At 50.4% G+C, this 16,273-nt stretch carries 16 protein-coding genes; 5 read left to right on the plus strand and 11 right to left on the minus strand.

What is annotated here, in order from left to right:
• Window positions 1–173 precede the first annotated feature (173 nt).
• The gene (gene pepT, locus AC07NP_RS10865; protein WP_192612472.1) at window positions 174–1,400 is read left to right on the plus strand and encodes a peptidase T; all 1,227 of its coding nucleotides are present in this window, start codon (window positions 174–176) and stop codon (window positions 1,398–1,400) included.
• 58 nt (window positions 1,401–1,458) lie between these two features.
• On the opposite strand, the gene roxA is transcribed toward pepT, so the two are convergent.
• The 9 genes from roxA to rluE form a co-directional block, all read right to left on the minus strand.
• On the minus strand, window positions 1,459–2,580 hold the full coding sequence (gene roxA / locus AC07NP_RS10870) for a [50S ribosomal protein L16]-arginine 3-hydroxylase (RefSeq protein ID WP_494660480.1): 1,122 nt from the start codon (window positions 2,578–2,580) through the stop codon (window positions 1,459–1,461).
• A 91-nt stretch (window positions 2,581–2,671) separates the two neighbouring features.
• Window positions 2,672–4,135, minus strand: coding sequence for a two-component system sensor histidine kinase PhoQ (phoQ, locus tag AC07NP_RS10875; RefSeq protein WP_203360942.1), 1,464 nt, complete (start codon window positions 4,133–4,135; stop codon window positions 2,672–2,674).
• Window positions 4,135–4,806: a two-component system response regulator PhoP gene (phoP, locus tag AC07NP_RS10880; protein ID WP_192612469.1), complete on the minus strand. Its 672-nt coding sequence runs from the start codon at window positions 4,804–4,806 to the stop codon at window positions 4,135–4,137. The genes phoQ and phoP overlap by 1 nt, the downstream gene beginning before the upstream one ends.
• A gap of 171 nt (window positions 4,807–4,977) precedes the next feature.
• Window positions 4,978–6,348, minus strand: a complete 1,371-nt coding sequence (purB, locus tag AC07NP_RS10885) for an adenylosuccinate lyase (protein ID WP_494660481.1) — start codon at window positions 6,346–6,348, stop codon at window positions 4,978–4,980.
• A gap of 3 nt (window positions 6,349–6,351) precedes the next feature.
• A complete protein-coding gene (gene hflD / locus AC07NP_RS10890) occupies window positions 6,352–6,993 on the minus strand; it encodes a high frequency lysogenization protein HflD (protein WP_192612467.1) in 642 nt (213 codons plus the stop codon).
• Window positions 6,994–7,028: 35 nt separating this feature from the next.
• Window positions 7,029–8,135 carry a tRNA 2-thiouridine(34) synthase MnmA gene (mnmA, locus tag AC07NP_RS10895; protein ID WP_494660482.1) on the minus strand — a complete coding sequence of 369 codons (1,107 nt, stop codon included), beginning with the start codon at window positions 8,133–8,135 and terminating at the stop codon, window positions 7,029–7,031.
• A 53-nt stretch (window positions 8,136–8,188) separates the two neighbouring features.
• The gene (locus AC07NP_RS10900; RefSeq protein ID WP_494660483.1) at window positions 8,189–8,650 is read right to left on the minus strand and encodes an NUDIX hydrolase; all 462 of its coding nucleotides are present in this window, start codon (window positions 8,648–8,650) and stop codon (window positions 8,189–8,191) included.
• A 10-nt stretch (window positions 8,651–8,660) separates the two neighbouring features.
• The gene (locus tag AC07NP_RS10905) at window positions 8,661–9,584 is read right to left on the minus strand and encodes a hypothetical protein (protein WP_494660484.1); all 924 of its coding nucleotides are present in this window, start codon (window positions 9,582–9,584) and stop codon (window positions 8,661–8,663) included.
• A gap of 38 nt (window positions 9,585–9,622) precedes the next feature.
• Window positions 9,623–10,288 (minus strand): 23S rRNA pseudouridine(2457) synthase RluE, encoded by a 666-nt coding sequence (gene rluE, locus AC07NP_RS10910; RefSeq protein WP_494660485.1) that lies wholly within the window; start codon window positions 10,286–10,288, stop codon window positions 9,623–9,625.
• 171 nt (window positions 10,289–10,459) lie between these two features.
• On the opposite strand from rluE, the gene icd reads away from it, so the two are divergent.
• A complete protein-coding gene (gene icd / locus AC07NP_RS10915) occupies window positions 10,460–11,710 on the plus strand; it encodes an NADP-dependent isocitrate dehydrogenase (protein WP_192612462.1) in 1,251 nt (416 codons plus the stop codon).
• A 240-nt stretch (window positions 11,711–11,950) separates the two neighbouring features.
• Here the strand turns inward: icd and AC07NP_RS10920 are convergent, their stop codons facing one another.
• A complete protein-coding gene (locus tag AC07NP_RS10920) occupies window positions 11,951–12,226 on the minus strand; it encodes a YdgH/BhsA/McbA family protein (RefSeq protein ID WP_494660486.1) in 276 nt (91 codons plus the stop codon).
• A 512-nt stretch (window positions 12,227–12,738) separates the two neighbouring features.
• Between AC07NP_RS10920 and AC07NP_RS10925 the strand changes: the two genes are divergently transcribed.
• Window positions 12,739–13,746 carry a Stealth CR1 domain-containing protein gene (locus AC07NP_RS10925; protein ID WP_494660487.1) on the plus strand — a complete coding sequence of 336 codons (1,008 nt, stop codon included), beginning with the start codon at window positions 12,739–12,741 and terminating at the stop codon, window positions 13,744–13,746.
• Window positions 13,747–14,014: 268 nt separating this feature from the next.
• On the opposite strand, the gene AC07NP_RS10930 is transcribed toward AC07NP_RS10925, so the two are convergent.
• Complete coding sequence (locus tag AC07NP_RS10930; protein WP_494660488.1) at window positions 14,015–15,046, minus strand: IS630 family transposase; 1,032 nt, start codon at window positions 15,044–15,046, stop codon at window positions 14,015–14,017.
• A gap of 451 nt (window positions 15,047–15,497) precedes the next feature.
• On the opposite strand from AC07NP_RS10930, the gene AC07NP_RS10935 reads away from it, so the two are divergent.
• The gene (locus AC07NP_RS10935) at window positions 15,498–15,743 is read left to right on the plus strand and encodes a YmjA family protein (RefSeq protein ID WP_494660489.1); all 246 of its coding nucleotides are present in this window, start codon (window positions 15,498–15,500) and stop codon (window positions 15,741–15,743) included.
• 156 nt (window positions 15,744–15,899) lie between these two features.
• A complete protein-coding gene (locus tag AC07NP_RS10940; protein ID WP_203360973.1) occupies window positions 15,900–16,244 on the plus strand; it encodes a YMGG-like glycine zipper-containing protein in 345 nt (114 codons plus the stop codon).
• Window positions 16,245–16,273 lie beyond the last annotated feature (29 nt).

Consider the following 16,273-nt stretch of genomic DNA (forward strand, 5'->3'; position numbering starts at 1 on the left):
CTACGGCAAACCACTGAAATCGCCAATCCTTGTTGCGAATTGCGGGGTTAGCTTTATATTCAGGAAGGGCTACAGATCGAAATATTCTCGTTTAGGGGATAAAAGTGACCTGACGCAATATTTGTCTTTTCTTGCTTATTGATAATGTTGTCACAAAAAGTGAGGGTGACTGCATGGATAAACTACTTGAGCGTTTTTTGCACTATGTGTCGTTGGATACCCAGTCAAAGCCGGGTGTGCGACAAGTTCCCAGCACCGAGGGACAGTGGAAGCTACTACAGTTACTCAAACAACAGCTCGAAGAGATGGGGCTGGTTGACGTTACGTTAAGTGACAAAGGGACCGTGATGGCGACGTTGCCAGCCAATGTCCCTGGTGATATTCCTGCCATCGGTTTTATTTCCCATGTGGATACCTCACCGGATTTCAGTGGTAAAAACGTGAATCCGCAAATTGTGGAAAACTATCGCGGTGGCGATATTGCGTTGGGCATTGGTGATGAAGTGTTATCGCCGGTGATGTTCCCGGTTTTGCATCAATTGCTGGGGCAAACGCTGATCACCACTGACGGTAAAACGCTGCTCGGCGCGGATGACAAAGCGGGTGTGGCAGAAATCATGACCGCGCTGGCGGTACTGAAACACAAAGCGATTCCGCACGGCGATATTCGCGTCGCCTTTACGCCAGATGAAGAGGTTGGCAAAGGGGCGAAACACTTCGATGTTGCCGCCTTTAATGCGCAATGGGCTTACACCGTTGATGGTGGCGGTGTTGGTGAACTGGAGTTTGAAAACTTCAACGCCGCCTCCGTCAATATCAAAATCGTGGGTAACAATGTGCATCCGGGCACTGCAAAAGGGGTGATGGTGAATGCGCTGTCACTGGCTGCGCGAATTCATGCGGAAGTTCCGGCGGATGAAAGCCCTGAAACCACAGACGGTTACGAAGGCTTCTACCATCTTGCCAGCATGAAAGGCACCGTCGATCGGGCCGATATGCACTACATTATTCGCGATTTTGACCGCAAGCAGTTTGAAGCGCGTAAGCGTAAAATCATGGATATTGCCAAGAAGGTCGGCAAGGGGCTACATCCGGACTGCTACATTGAGCTGGTGATTGAAGATAGCTACTACAACATGCATGAAAAGGTTGTTGAGCATCCACACATTCTGAATATCGCTCAGCAGGCAATGCGTGATTGTGACATTGAGCCGGTAATGAAACCGATTCGCGGCGGTACCGACGGGGCGCAGCTGTCGTTCATGGGATTACCGTGTCCGAACCTTTTCACCGGGGGTTACAACTATCATGGCAAGCATGAATTTGTGACGCTGGAAGGGATGGAAAAAGCGGTACAGGTGATTGTGCGTATTGCAGAACTGACGGCAAAGCAAAAGTAATGGGTATCGATAGTTGCCGGATAAGGCGTAAGCCACCATCCGGCAACTAACGCAATAATTACCCTTCGAAGAACCAGTATCCGCTGTTGACCAGCGCGGCCAGCATCGCAAGGAACGACGGATCGTCCAGCGCGTCCTCAAAGTTTTCGGCGGTCAGCACGATATGGCTGGCGAGCGCTTCCAGTGCCGGACGGTGTGGAGAATCGATCTTCTCACCGTTTGCGTATATATCGTCACCAATGCGCAGTACACGCAACCCGCCAAGACGAACCAGCACATCACCTTGCTTCAGAGCGTCATAAATCTCATCGGGCTGATAGGGCGGCTCCGGCGGTGCGATGTCCAGTTCGTGACGAGACTGAGAAATAAACTCCCCAAACCACTGTTTGAAATGCTCCGGCTGATTGATTAACCCGAGCATCATTTCGCGCAATTTATCCATTTCCTGCGGCAGAATGTCGGCAGGATGATCGCGAGGCGGCATATCGGGGTCGCTGTAATAGGTGCTGCCCAGTTCGCGTTGCAGAACATAATCGGCAAAACCGCTGATCAGTTCGCGGGCGTTTGGCGCGCGGAACCCGACGGAGTAGTTCATGGCATTTTCCAGCGCATAACCCTCGTGTGGGAATCCCGGTGGAATATACAGAATATCGCCTGGCTCCAGCTCTTCATCAATAATGGCGTCGAAAGGATCAACCTGTAACAGGTCGGGATGTGGACAATGCTGCTTCAGATGCAGCTTTTCGCCCACCCGCCAGCGACGGCGGCCCGTTCCCTGAATAATAAAGACATCATACTGATCCAGATGGGGGCCTACGCCGCCGCCGGGAACAGAAAACGAGATCATCAGGTCGTCGATACGCCAGTCAGGCAACGCACGGAAAGGGCGCATCAGCGCGGCAGTCGGTTCATGCCAGTGGTTCACGGCCTGCACCAGCAGTGACCAGTTGTTCTCACCGAGATGGTCGTAGCTTTCGAAGGGACCGTGGCTCACCTGCCATTTGCCATCCTGATGACTGACAAGACGGCTGTCGACTTCACTTTCCATTGCCAGTCCTGCCAGTTCGTCAGGAGAGAGCGGATCAATAAAATTGGTGAACCCGCGCTTCAACACCACCGGACGTTTTTGCCAGTGGCGTTCGAGAAATTCGGGCCAGTTGAGAGTTAATTGGTATTCCATATTGAGTATCCGCAGGCTGGTATCTGACACCGATTATAACGGATGCGTAACCCGATGCGGTGAACTATATACACAAATATTACATGCCGCGTTATTCGTCTTTCTGGCCCGGATGCTGTCGACCGAAAATAACCTCCATGCGCGCACCACCCAGCAAGCTGTCGTTGGCGATAATTTGCCCGTCATACTGCTCGGTAATTTCACGTGCCACCGCCAGTCCGACGCCTTGCCCGGGTCGCAGGGTATCAACACGCTGGCCACGATCAAAGACCAGCGCGCGCTTACTGTGCGGGATCCCCGGTCCGTCATCCTCAACCAAAATATGCAGATGATCGTCGGTCTGGCGGGCGGAGATTTCGACAAACTCAAGGCAGTATTTACAGGCATTATCCAGCACGTTGCCCATCACTTCGACAAAGTCGTTTTGCTCACCGACAAAACTGATTTCTGGCGAGATATCGAGACTGATATTGACCCCTTTACGCTGGTAGACCTTATTCAGCGCAGAGGTCAGATTATCCAGAAGCGGCGCGACAGGATGTAGTTCGCGACTCAGCAAAACACCGCTGCCGCGCATGCTGGCGCGGTGCAGGTAATAGCCGATCTGTTGCGAAATACGGCTAATTTGCTCGAGCATGACCGGTTCGGCTTCGTTGACGCTCATCTTTTCGCTGCGCAGGGAACGCAGTGTACTTTGCAGTACCGCCAGTGGGGTTTTCAGGCTGTGTGTAAGGTCGGTCAGGGTGGTGCGGTATTTGTCGTAGCGTTCGCGCTCGCTTTTCAGCAGTCGGTTGAGGTTACGCACAAGGCTGGTTAGTTCGCGTGTGGTTTCAGGGTTAAGCATGTCGCGATGATGCTCTTCCAGCTCACGCACTTCTCGCGCCAGCGCCTCAATAGGCCGCAGACTCCACCAGGCGGCGACCCACAGCAGGGGGATCACCAACAGCAGGTTGGCAGCCAGCACATAGATAAACCAACTCCACACCATATAAGAGCGTTTCAGCTCGATGGGGATAGTATCAACAACGACGATAGTGAGTTGCGGCATGCGCGCGGTGGCGGGGTAAATATTCACGGCCACAGAGTGGGTCATTTCGGCATCGTCGTCATCTTCGCGCACTTCTTTAAGCTGCTGCTGGACGGAATGATCGTCACTCAGCAATGCGCTGGTTGCGTCGACGTCGGCCTCAATTTCGTGGAAGCCATTGGTTTTCAGCCAGTCAGGGTGAACCTGTTTGACCAGCCACGGCACGTCGCGCTGCGCCCATAACAGTTTGCCGTTCTCGTCATAAATCAACGACATCGTTGGGCTTTGCATATCGAGATGTTCAGGGAGTTCTACCTGGAGCTTGTTGTTTTCCCATTTTGCGAGGGTATAGAAAAGATTGCTTTCCCCGCGCAGCAGGCGGAACGTTGTCTTATCGAAGCTAACGCTGTAACCGATCAGCGCCACCATGCCGTAAGCCAGGGAAAGGACCAGCACAACGCCCGCCGTTGCCAGTAAAAAGCGGACCCGCAGCGACAGGGGAAAAAAGTGACGCAGTAATTTATTCATTAGCGCAGTTCGAAAAGATATCCCTGACCACGCACGGTGGTGATCACGTCGTTAGGGTACTGGGCCTGGATTTTTTTGCGCAGGCGCCCCATGAGAACATCAATAGTATGGCTTTCACGGAGTTCGGCATCCGGGTAAAGCTGCAACATCAACGAATCTTTACTGACGACTTTGCCATTATTGCGGATCAGCGTTTCCATAATAGTGTACTCAAACGCCGTCAGCTTAATCACTTCGTCATTGACCGACAGTTCGCGGCGGGAGAGATCGACCTGAAAAGGCGGCAGTGAAATGACCTGTGAGGCCAGACCGCTGTTGCGGCGCATCAATGCTTGCATACGTGCCATCACCTCCTCAATATGAAACGGTTTTGTCACGTAGTCGTCGGCCCCGGCACTGAGCACTTCGACTTTGTCCTGCCAGCCTTCACGCGCGGTTAATACGAGGACGGGCAGAGAAACCTCGTTGCTACGCCAGCGGCGGATAAGGGACAGACCATCTTCATCCGGGAGACCTAAATCGACAATCGCAATATCAGGCAGATGTTCGTTAAGGTAATAATCGGCTTCCTTTGCGTCTTCTGCGTCATCCACCTGGTGTCCTAAATCCTGCAGTTGAACCTTCAGGTGGTGGCGTAACAATGCATTATCCTCAACAACCAGTACGCGCATTCTCTTTTCTCCCTAAGTAAATGGTATGAATAGTTTAACGCGATTATGTTGTTGTGGGGATAAACATTGACTAAACCGGAGGGGAGGGATGTGCTGGATGGCGGCGCGAGCACCTTATCAGGCCTACACGATCGTAGGCCCGGTAAGCGTCAGCGCCACCGGGCAATGTATTTACTTCAGCTCGTCAACCATGGTGATGGCGCGACCAATGTAGTTGGCCGGGGTCATGGCTTTCAGGCGAACTTTCTCTTCTTCCGGCAGTGCCAGACCGTCGATAAACTGCTTCATGCCTTCGGCATCGACGCGCTTACCGCGGGTCAGCTCTTTCAGCTTCTCATACGGTTTTTCAATGCCGTAACGACGCATGACGGTCTGGATCGGCTCCGCCAGTACTTCCCAGTTATGATCCAGTTCGTCCAGCAGACGATCGCGGTTCACTTCCAGTTTGCTCACGCCTTTCAGGGTGGACTGGTAGGCGATCAGCGCATAGCCGATACCGACACCCAGGTTACGCAGTACGGTAGAGTCTGTCAGATCACGCTGCCAGCGGGATACCGGCAGTTTGCTCGCCAGATGTTGCAGTACCGCGTTAGACAGGCCCAGGTTGCCTTCGGAGTTTTCAAAGTCAATCGGGTTAACCTTGTGCGGCATGGTTGAAGAACCAATTTCACCGGCGATGGTTTTCTGTTTGAAGTGATTGAGGGCAATGTAACCCCAGACATCACGGTCAAAGTCGATCAGAATGGTGTTAAAGCGGGCAATGCAATCAAACAGTTCGGCGATGTAATCATGCGGCTCGATCTGCGTGGTGTACGGGTTCCACTGGATGCCCAGCGAGGTGACGAACTCTTCGCTGAACTGGTGCCAGTCAACTTCCGGGTACGCAGCGATGTGGGCGTTATAGTTGCCGACGGCGCCGTTGATTTTACCGAGAATTTCTACCTGATTTAACTGGCGGAACTGGCGCTCCATACGGTACGCCACGTTAGCCATCTCTTTGCCGATGGTCGACGGTGTAGCGGGTTGACCGTGGGTGCGCGACAGCAGCGGAATATCGCGATACTGTACTGCCAGATCTTTGATGCCATCAATCAGTTGACGCCAGTACGGAAGGATCACTTCATCACGGGCGGTTTTCAGCATCAATGCGTGAGACAGGTTGTTGATGTCTTCGGAGGTGCAGGCGAAGTGGATGAATTCAGAAACCGCATGCAGTTCCGGGTTTCCGGCCACTTTTTCTTTCAGGAAATACTCTACTGCCTTCACGTCGTGGTTTGTCGTGCGCTCAATGGTTTTGATACGCGAAGCATCTTCTTCATTGAAGTTCGCCACGATAGTATCAAGGAAACCGTTTGCGTCGGCAGCAAAAGCAGGAACTTCCTTGATCGCTGCGTGCACGGCCAGTTTCTGCAGCCAGCGTACTTCAACTTGTACACGGAATTTCAGCAAACCGTATTCGCTGAAAATCCCGCGCAGCGCGCTGACTTTATCGCCGTAGCGTCCATCGACAGGGGAAACGGCGGTCAGTGAGGATAATTCCATAAATCATAACTCCGGGGTTAAATGAGCAAGAATTTGTTTGGCCTGAGTGGTCAGACGATTGCGAGAAAACATTAATTGCAGACGGCCTCCGCCAACCTGATGCCAGAGCACGGCCGCACGGATACCTGCAAGGAGAGAGGCGCGAACTTTTGCCTGAACCTGAGGACTTTGCAGAACAGCAGGAGAACCGGTCACCTGAATGCGCGGCCCCAGTGGGCTAATGACGTCAACATAGATGCCCGCCATGGCGCTCATCAGCGTTTCCGACTGCAAATCAAAATGGTCAAGCTGGCGCTGTAAACCGTTGATTCGCTCGCCCAGCGTATCCATCGCCCCTTTTGCTGCCGCCAATTTGCGCTCCAGCACCATCAGGCTCAGGGTGTAACGGGTAAGTTCTGCGTTTAAGCCCTGACGGCTGCTGGCGTTGAGCACGCCGAGCAGGGTCTCCAGTCCGAGGCGCAGATTGGCCTCGCTGCCACCGAACACGCCCAGCGTAGAGCTGGGGTTCATATCGATGACGCTGTTCAGTGAAACGTGTAGCGCATCGGCATCACAGTGTCCCTGGTGCGCCAGTTCTTGCACCAGGCGTGCCGACTGGCAAATACCGGCCAGCGCGAGGGTGATGTCATAAAAATTCTTTGCCACGATCACTGCTTCCTTGTATCAGTCTAAGAGAATAATTATACCGGCAGGGGCAGGCGCTGCTCGATAATACCGCCGCCGAGACACACTTCACCCATGTAAAAGACCGCTGACTGACCCGGCGTAACGGCTGCAACCGGCTCATCGAAGACAACTTCAATGCGATCATGGTCCAGGGCGTTAACCGTGCAAGGGATGTCGGTTTGACGGTAACGGGTTTTCACCGTGCAGCGCAGGGTTCCGCTGAACGGCTCGCGATCAACCCAGTGCAATTGTTGCGCTATCAGCCCGACAGACATCAGACGCGGGTGTTCATGACCCTGAGCAACAACCAGAATGTTGTTCTCAACATCTTTGTCTACGACATACCACGGATCTTCAGAACCTTCTTTGGTCCCGCCAATCCCCAGACCTTTGCGCTGGCCAAGGGTGTGGTACATCAACCCCTGATGCTGGCCGATCTCGTCGCCGTCAACAGTGACGATTTTGCCGGGTTGTGCCGGGAGGTAACGACCTAAGAATTCACGGAATTTACGCTCACCGATAAAGCAAATACCGGTGGAATCTTTTTTCTTCGCGGTGATGAGCCCCAGATCTTCGGCAATTTTGCGTACCTGCGGTTTTTCAAGTTCACCTACAGGGAACAGACTTTGCGCGATCTGCTCATGGCCGAGCGTATAGAGGAAATAGCTCTGGTCTTTATTGCCGTCAAGGCCGCGCAGCAGGCGGCTTTTACCGTCTACATCGGCACGGCGCACGTAGTGACCGGTGGCGATGTAATCGGCACCTAAATCTTCAGCGGCAAATTCGAGGAAGGCTTTAAATTTGATTTCTTTATTGCACAGAATATCCGGGTTCGGCGTACGACCGGCTTTGTACTCTTCGAGGAAGAGTTCGAAAACGTTGTCCCAGTATTCTGCGGCAAAGTTAACGGTATGCAGTTCAATGCCGAGCTTATCGCAGACGGCCTGAGCATCCGCAAGATCGGCGGCCGCTGTGCAATATTCCTCACCGTCGTCCTCTTCCCAGTTCTTCATGAACAGGCCTTCTACCTGATAACCCTGTTGCAGCAACAGCCAGGCAGAAACGGAGGAATCGACACCGCCGGACATGCCGACGATCACTTTTTTTGGGCTTTCAGACATTGGAATACTCACGACATTGAACTTCAAGGCGGCATATTCTATCACGCAGCCATTTACTTGACACCCTCTGTAAACGGCCAGTTAAATTCACCGATCATCGCCAGTGGATAACGTTGCCCGCTCTGGAAACAGCGCACACTCTCGGCAACCAGCGGAGAACGCAGGTTTGGCGCATTGAGTATCTCTTGTGCGCTCACCCAGCGGCAGCAATCTATATCACTGTCATGGGGTTCGGTATCGCACATATTGGCAAGCTCAATGCAAAACAGAAAACGTAAAAACGGCGTTTTATCAGGGGCAATCCACTGATGCATACGAATAAAGTGCTGAGGCTGCGCGCTGATGCCGGTCTCTTCCCACAGTTCACGCGCGACGGCCTCGGCTAATGTCTCATCCGCTTCCAGATGTCCGGCGGGCTGGTTCCACAGCGCTTTGCCATTGATGGTTTCCTCAACGACTAAAAATTTTCCTTCTGCATGCACAATGCAGGCGACGGTGACGTGCGGTTTAAACATCGGTGACCTCTTATTCTTCTTTAAATCCTTCAGCGACATCCGGCCAGCTAATCTCGCCGCTGGTCTTATCGATACTTATATAGGCCGTTGGCGGAGAGGTTGCGGGATCGGCGCCTCCACGGCATAACGCGGCCTGATGGTCTTCGCGCACGATAAACTCGATGGCCTTTTTCGCGTTCCAGCTCTCATAAAAGACACATTGATAGTCATGACGCAAATTGAGTGTGGCGATGCGAGTCGCCTTATCCGTAGATAACGGATTGATATCATCGCGATAACGATCACCGCTGTTTACAGGCTGCAGTTGCGATTTCTTTAACCAGCCGCGAACGGCGCGGCGATCGGCGGTGTAATACACCACCTCAATAAAATCATCTTCTGATTGTTCTTGGGCGGAAACAACGTCGCCAGGGATCAGGAATAGGAAGGTACTGCGACACTGTTCATTCGGCATCGTATAAAAAGAGGCGCGCCCGCTCCCCTGAACCTGGTGATGGTTATCCGTGGCCGGTGCGTGCCGGACCCGCCCGGGCATTGCATTATTCGCCCACTGTTGACAGGTTTCGTTTACAGGCAAGGGATTCGCCACGGGAGCCAGACCTTCAGCGGTGACCCATCCGGTTGCAAACAAGCCTTTAGCATCACGATAACGAATGTAGCGAAACGTCTGGATGGGGGCATCTTTCGATTGCTTGATTTGCTGGCTTCTCAGGACTTCCACCGTGTCGCCGTTGATCAAATGGGCGGGGAGTCGGCATTCCGCATGTGGCGCAGAATAGAAATGCAGGCGAGAGTTCGTTTTCACCTCGGCGGTTTCATAAAGATATTCCGCCGCGCCTGCGCTATCGCCCGCAATGGCTTCGCAGTCCTGCTTTGCCACGCAAAATGGCGATATAACGGATAACACTAACGCGGCGATAACACGGGTATCCATAATTCTTCTTCCATGATGATGTCGGGTAATGTGCTTCGTCAGACACTGTGCGACGACGGATGTTCCCGCCACTCGCCGTTCGCCAGTCCGTCAAGCGTATAGTCACCCATAGCGTAGCGGATAAGCCGCAGCGTCGGATGCCCGACATGGGCGGTCATTCGGCGAACCTGGCGATTACGCCCTTCATATAACGTGATTTTAAGCCACGCGGTAGGAATATTTTTGCGTTCGCGAATCGGCGGGTTTCTTGGCCACAGCCATTCCGGCTCAGCCACAATATCCACCCCTGCGGGTAGGGTAGGACCATCATTCAGCGTAATGCCGTGACGCAGGGCATTCAGCGCTTCACTGCCGGGTTCACCCTCAACCTGCACATAATATATTTTGCCGGTGCGTTTGCCTGGCTGCGTGAGTCGTGCCTGCAATGCACCGTCGTTGGTGAGCACTAAAAGCCCTTCGCTGTCCCTGTCGAGACGGCCTGCGGCATAGACACCCTGCACGGGAATAAAATCTTTCAACGTGCTGCGGCCCGCTTCATCGGTAAATTGCGGCAAAACATCGTAAGGTTTATTGAACAAAACCACGCGTTTTGGCTGGTTTTCTTTGCGCTGCCTGGTGGTTTGTCGTGAGCTGAATCGCTCAAGGCGGTGATTTCTAAAAGATGTTTTTTGCATGGTATTTTCAGGCCTTATCAATTGACGCATTATAGCCTAATAACGAGTGTCTTTCATGGCGACAAACAATAGGGTAGTATTGACACGCTCATTACAAAACATTAACAAAAAATTGCTCTAACGCATCCGTGTAGCAGGACGCAATTGCACATGCAGCGTGATGACAGACGAGCAAACCAGAAGCGCTCGAAGGAGAGGTGAATGGAAAGTAAAGTAGTTGTTCCGGCTGAAGGCAAAAAGATCACCCTGCAAAACGGCAAACTGAACGTGCCGCACAATCCGATTATCCCATTCATTGAAGGCGACGGCATCGGTGTTGATGTAACCCCTCCGATGATCAAAGTTGTGAATGCTGCAGTCGAGAAAGCCTATAAAGGCGAGCGTAAAATCTCCTGGATGGAAATCTACACCGGTGAGAAATCCACTCAGGTATACGGTCAGGACGTCTGGCTGCCGACTGAAACCCTGGATCTGATTCGTGATTACCGCGTAGCCATTAAAGGTCCCCTGACGACCCCAGTCGGTGGCGGTATTCGCTCTCTGAACGTTGCACTGCGTCAGGAACTTGACCTGTACGTCTGTCTGCGTCCGGTTCGTTATTATCAGGGCACTCCAAGCCCGGTTAAACATCCTGAACTGACCGACATGGTCATCTTCCGCGAAAACTCTGAAGACATCTACGCGGGTATCGAATGGAAAGCTGACTCTGCTGATGCAGAGAAAGTGATTAAATTCCTGCGTGAAGAGATGGGCGTGAAGAAAATTCGCTTCCCGGAACATTGTGGCATTGGTATCAAACCGTGCTCCGAAGAAGGGACTAAACGTCTGGTGCGTGCGGCGATTGAATATGCAATCACTAACGATCGCGATTCTGTGACCCTGGTGCACAAAGGCAACATCATGAAGTTCACCGAAGGCGCGTTCAAAGACTGGGGTTACCAGTTAGCGCGTGAAGAGTTCGGTGGCGAACTGATCGATGGCGGCCCGTGGGTTAAAATCAAGAACCCGAACACCGGCAAAGAGATCGTGGTTAAAGACGTGATCGCCGATGCGTTCCTGCAGCAGATCCTGTTGCGTCCGGCTGAGTACGACGTTATCGCGTGTATGAACCTGAACGGTGACTACATCTCCGATGCGCTGGCAGCCCAGGTTGGCGGTATTGGTATCGCGCCGGGTGCAAACATCGGTGACGAATGTGCACTGTTTGAAGCTACCCACGGTACGGCACCGAAATATGCAGGTCAGGATAAAGTGAACCCGGGTTCAATCATTCTGTCTGCCGAAATGATGCTGCGCCACATGCAGTGGTTCGAAGCTGCAGATCTGATTGTTAAAGGTATGGAAGGCGCGATCGCCGCGAAGACCGTAACCTATGACTTCGAACGTCTGATGGACGGCGCTAAGCTGCTGAAATGTTCAGAGTTTGGTGACGCGATCATCGAAAACATGTAATCCAGTTTCTGGGTTGTGTGAGAACGGGAGCCGGTTGGCTCCCGTTTTTTATTATTAGGATTCGAACGGTTATCAAAATTTTATCAATACAAGATGAGTAGGGGGCAAGATGGTGGCCTTTGAACAGGCCTCGTCGTGAGGACAGGAAATTTCTATGGGGCAGTCCACATCACTCGTTAACGACTCCCCTCAGAGGAAGCCGTTAACGTATAAGGGCTAGTTCTACCTTGTGGATGAATACTATTTATAAAGGACTGCAGTTCCGTATATCTGATCCCCAAAGGTTTTCTCAGAAATTATTTTATAACTTGTCGCACCTTTATGAGTGGCTTCTTTGCTAATGAAAGCCTCTACATCATTAGAGGAATCTCCCCAGACAGAGATAGTACCTATCTGTTGCTGATGAGTCGTTCCAGGTGCTAATTCTTTGGCTGGCGTAACTGTGGCTGCAGCCATGGTCACTATCGGAAGTGCCATAAGAGCCGCTACTACAGAGAAACACAGTAGTCTTTTCATCATTGCATCCTCGTAAGCCACAAGCTGCTGAGAGCTCGGAATCAATCGGCACTTTAAAGTGTAGTTGCTAAGAGAAGGTAGTGAAGAAACTATGGATTTGTGCTCACTCAACTTGCTGAAATGTACAGAGTTTAGTGGCACGACCATCGAAATCATGTGATCCAGTTTCTGGGTTAAACAAGAACGGGAATCGATTGATTCCTATTTTTATTATTAGCCTTCAAACGGTTATCAAAACCAGCCGGTAAGGGGCAATAAGAACGAAGTCAGTCCGGGTGGACAGTCAAATACGCGCTGGCGATTCACTCAGACTGCATCTGAAACACTCAAATATCGGGTATATCTTTGGCGTGATTTTTATAGTTTTAAATAATTTATAATTATTTAATTTTTTGTGATTATCGAGTGATTAAATAAAAAGAATAGTGTCGCTAATTTGCCAATATTAGTTCAAAAAAGGGTTCTGCAGTTTGTTATTATCGCGCGAAAAGTAACTATCCAGGGTAGTGCAAATGAGCGATATTGATTTTGTTGTTTTGTGGGTTGATTCCTGTGATCCGTCCTGGCAAAAAAATTTTATTAAATTTAAAGGAAAGGGTAAACATCAAGAGAGCGCTATCAATCCCTCTCGATTCAGAGATATGGGGATTTTCAACTATTGGTTCAGATGTGTGGAAAAATACGCACCATGGGTAAGAAAAGTACATTTGGTTACTTGTGGACAAATTCCGTCATGGATTAATACAAAGCATGAAAAGCTAAACATTGTTTTTCATCATGATTTTATTCCGAATGAATATTTGCCAACATTCAATTCTAATACTATAGAATTAAATATCCATAGAATAAAAGGATTAAGTGATAAGTTTGTATTGTTTAATGATGATACGTTTATTACATCACCTTTGGCAGAAAATTTTTACTTTGAGAACGATTATCCTAATGATTTCTTGATTATAAAAAAATATCCGCCGAAAAATAAAGGTGAGATCATAATGAGTTCATCCGATTTTCTCAATGTAAGCGTTATAAATAGTCATTTCGATAAAAAAATAAAAATGCGTGAGCATAAAAATAAATACTATAGCCCGAATTATGGGCGATTTATGATGAAGAATTTTCTTAACAGAAAAGAAAGACTTTTCGAAGGGTTTTATAGCAAGCATGTCCCACAACCATTTTTGAAAAGTACTTTCGATGAAATATGGCAGCATGAAGAAGAATTATTAAATGAATCATCAGGTGAGAAATTCAGAGCTCCTCTACGGCTAACGCAATATTTATTCAGATATTGGCAATTGGCCAATGGTAAATTTAACCCTACGCATCCAAAGGATAGAGGGATATGCTTTACGTTGTCTACTGAAAATATAAATGATGCCATCAAGACATTGTCAGATGGTACAACACAAGTATGTTTGAATGATACTTTAGGGATGAATGATTTCGAAGGGATAACGAATGCACTAAAACACGCCTTTGAAATAAAATTAAATCATAAATCAAGTTTCGAGATTTAGTTTTGCTAGCTGGCTGAGACATCACATGGATACAACTTTTTTGCGTGGTTGCAATTCTGTCAAAAGAGGTATGCAGACTGTCGATTAATCTGCGATCGTTTGGTATGCAATAATCCAGTGCGGATGAGTTATTACATTGATAAACATGCTCAGACGAGAGTATACCGTGTGCGGACGTCCAGGCTTTGCTGATAAAACAAGCGCTACGACGGGTGATAGCAAGATGAGTCGGTATAACGAATACCCTAAATAGCTGCGTCTAATACCGCTACATTTTTGCCAGACCATGCTTTCTTCCGGGGAACGGGCTGGCGGTTTCCATAAAATGACGAACTTTTCTCAGTAGTTGCCACATTGAACGACACTGATGATTGCGCGTTATTGTGTCGTGAAGCGCCTGCAACAGTCGCTCTACGTGGTTCACCCACGGCGAGTAAACCGGCTGGTAAATCACGCTGAACTTCGGGTTCTCTTTCAGCCAGCGCTGCGTTTCCTGGCTTTTGTGAATGATGTAGTTATCCACAATAAGCGTGACGGTTTTTGCCCGTCGGTATGTGGCTTTCAGGTGTTTCAGCAGGGCGATGAACAGCACCGAACTCTTGCTGTTGCCGCCAACGTAGCTGACTTTTCCGGTACCGCTGTGCAGCGCCCCGGCCAGGTAGTATTTTTCATTCTGTCCCGGTGTTACCACGCGCTTTTGTTGCCCACGAAGTTGCCAGTCTGCCCCGATTTTGGGATTGAGGTGGATATCCACTTCATCTTCATAAAAGACCGGATGCTCTGCGCTGCATTTTTCCAGTGCCTTATGGATTGCCGCCATCTTCTCCTCTTTATGTGGGTCACGGATGTGCAGGGTCGGGGCCGCCCTGCGCCACACAAGCCCGGCAGAGGGCAGCCAGCGACGAACGGTTCCGGCATGCAACTGACATCCGGTTATCTCATTGATTTTTATTGCCAACAGTTCGGTACTCCAGCGTGAACGCTGATAGCCAAAATCACCGGGAGTGCGTTTTACCAGTTCACGTAACAGTGCGCAGATATGCTCATAAGGCCAGCTGCGGGAGCGCCCTGCGGGCAAGGACTTCAGACCTTCAACACCCGACAGCGTAAACCAGTTAATCCAGCGACCGACAGATGAACGGGCACAGCAGAGTGTTCTGGCGACATCGCTGACACGGTCTCCCCGGTGTAACATCAGCATGGCGGTCAGTCTGCGGGCATGGTTCTTGTCACGCGTTTTATGGATAGTTTTCTGCATCAGGCGTCGTTCGATACGGGGTATGGGTGCTATGATCGGCATCGCTCAGTCCGGTTGGTGATGTGGGATATTTGGCGATTGATCAGATCGCACAATCCGGGCTGAGTTCCCTTTAAGTGATCTACTATTCCGCGCAGCTATTTAGGGTGAACAGGTAAAAATCACCGAGTGATACACCGCATAGGATTCGCACTCTCAGGTAAATCAACCTTTTGGTTCGCGTGCTAATTTTAGCATTGGTGTACCAGGGCGGATTTTCACAATAAGTAGTAGAAAATGAGGGTTAAAAGACAGATTATTGACGGGGTGATATTGGATGACGTTTAAGCCTGCCGTACGCGAGATGTCGATATAACCATCGCTATGGTGCTTGAGCTGTTCACCAGCCCCTCGCATAAGGAACTGAGGTGTGTCCAGCCCTTGAGCATGTCATTATCTAAGTCAGACAACGTAGACACCCACTGACATAAACGTAACCCCCCAGGATCAATTTATGAACAATGAAATACCGCTTAAATATTATGACATCGTGGATGAGTATTCGACGGAATGCGCAAAGCTGGTGAACGAGTCAGAACGTGACGCCCTGGCGCACTATTTCCAGTTGCTGATTACACGTTTAATGAATAATGAAGAAATCAGTGAGGAGGCGCAGCAAGAGATGGCCAGTGAAGCGGGTATCGACAGACAGCGTATTGATGAGATAGCCACGTTTCTGAACCAATGGGGTAACGAGTAGCCCCTGTGGCGGCCACCAACCCGGCGGCAATTGATAGTGAATATTCTGATACTGGCGGCACTGTTGTAGGTTGTTAACGCTTTTAACTTGAGGTTTGCTTTTGGGCAAGTAAAATTCACTGGGAAGATTAATTGCTCTAAAAAATGAGATGTACACATGAAAAATTTTGTTAAAGGCACATTGCTGGTTGTTTGTGCTCTATCAATGGTTCCAGTTTTTTCAGCCCAGGCAATGGATAAAACTTCAGGTGGCGCAGTCGCGGGTGCCGCAGTTGGCGCGTTGACAGGCAAAAGTGTTAGCTCCACCGTTAAAGGCGCCGTCGTCGGCGGCGGCGTTGGCGCCATGACTGAACACGGTAAAGAGGGGAAGTCTGCGCGTAAGGGCGGCGCTGTCGGTGCTGCTGTCGGCGCTGGGGCTGCTGCAATGACGGGTCGTAGCATGGTTCAGGGTGCCGCAGTGGGTGCCGGTGCTGGCGCTATGATTGGCAAAGCAACCAACTAATTCACCTTTTACCCTTTTGCGGTGATTCC

Source organism: Citrobacter sp. GW821-FHT07H02 (assembly GCF_059418505.1).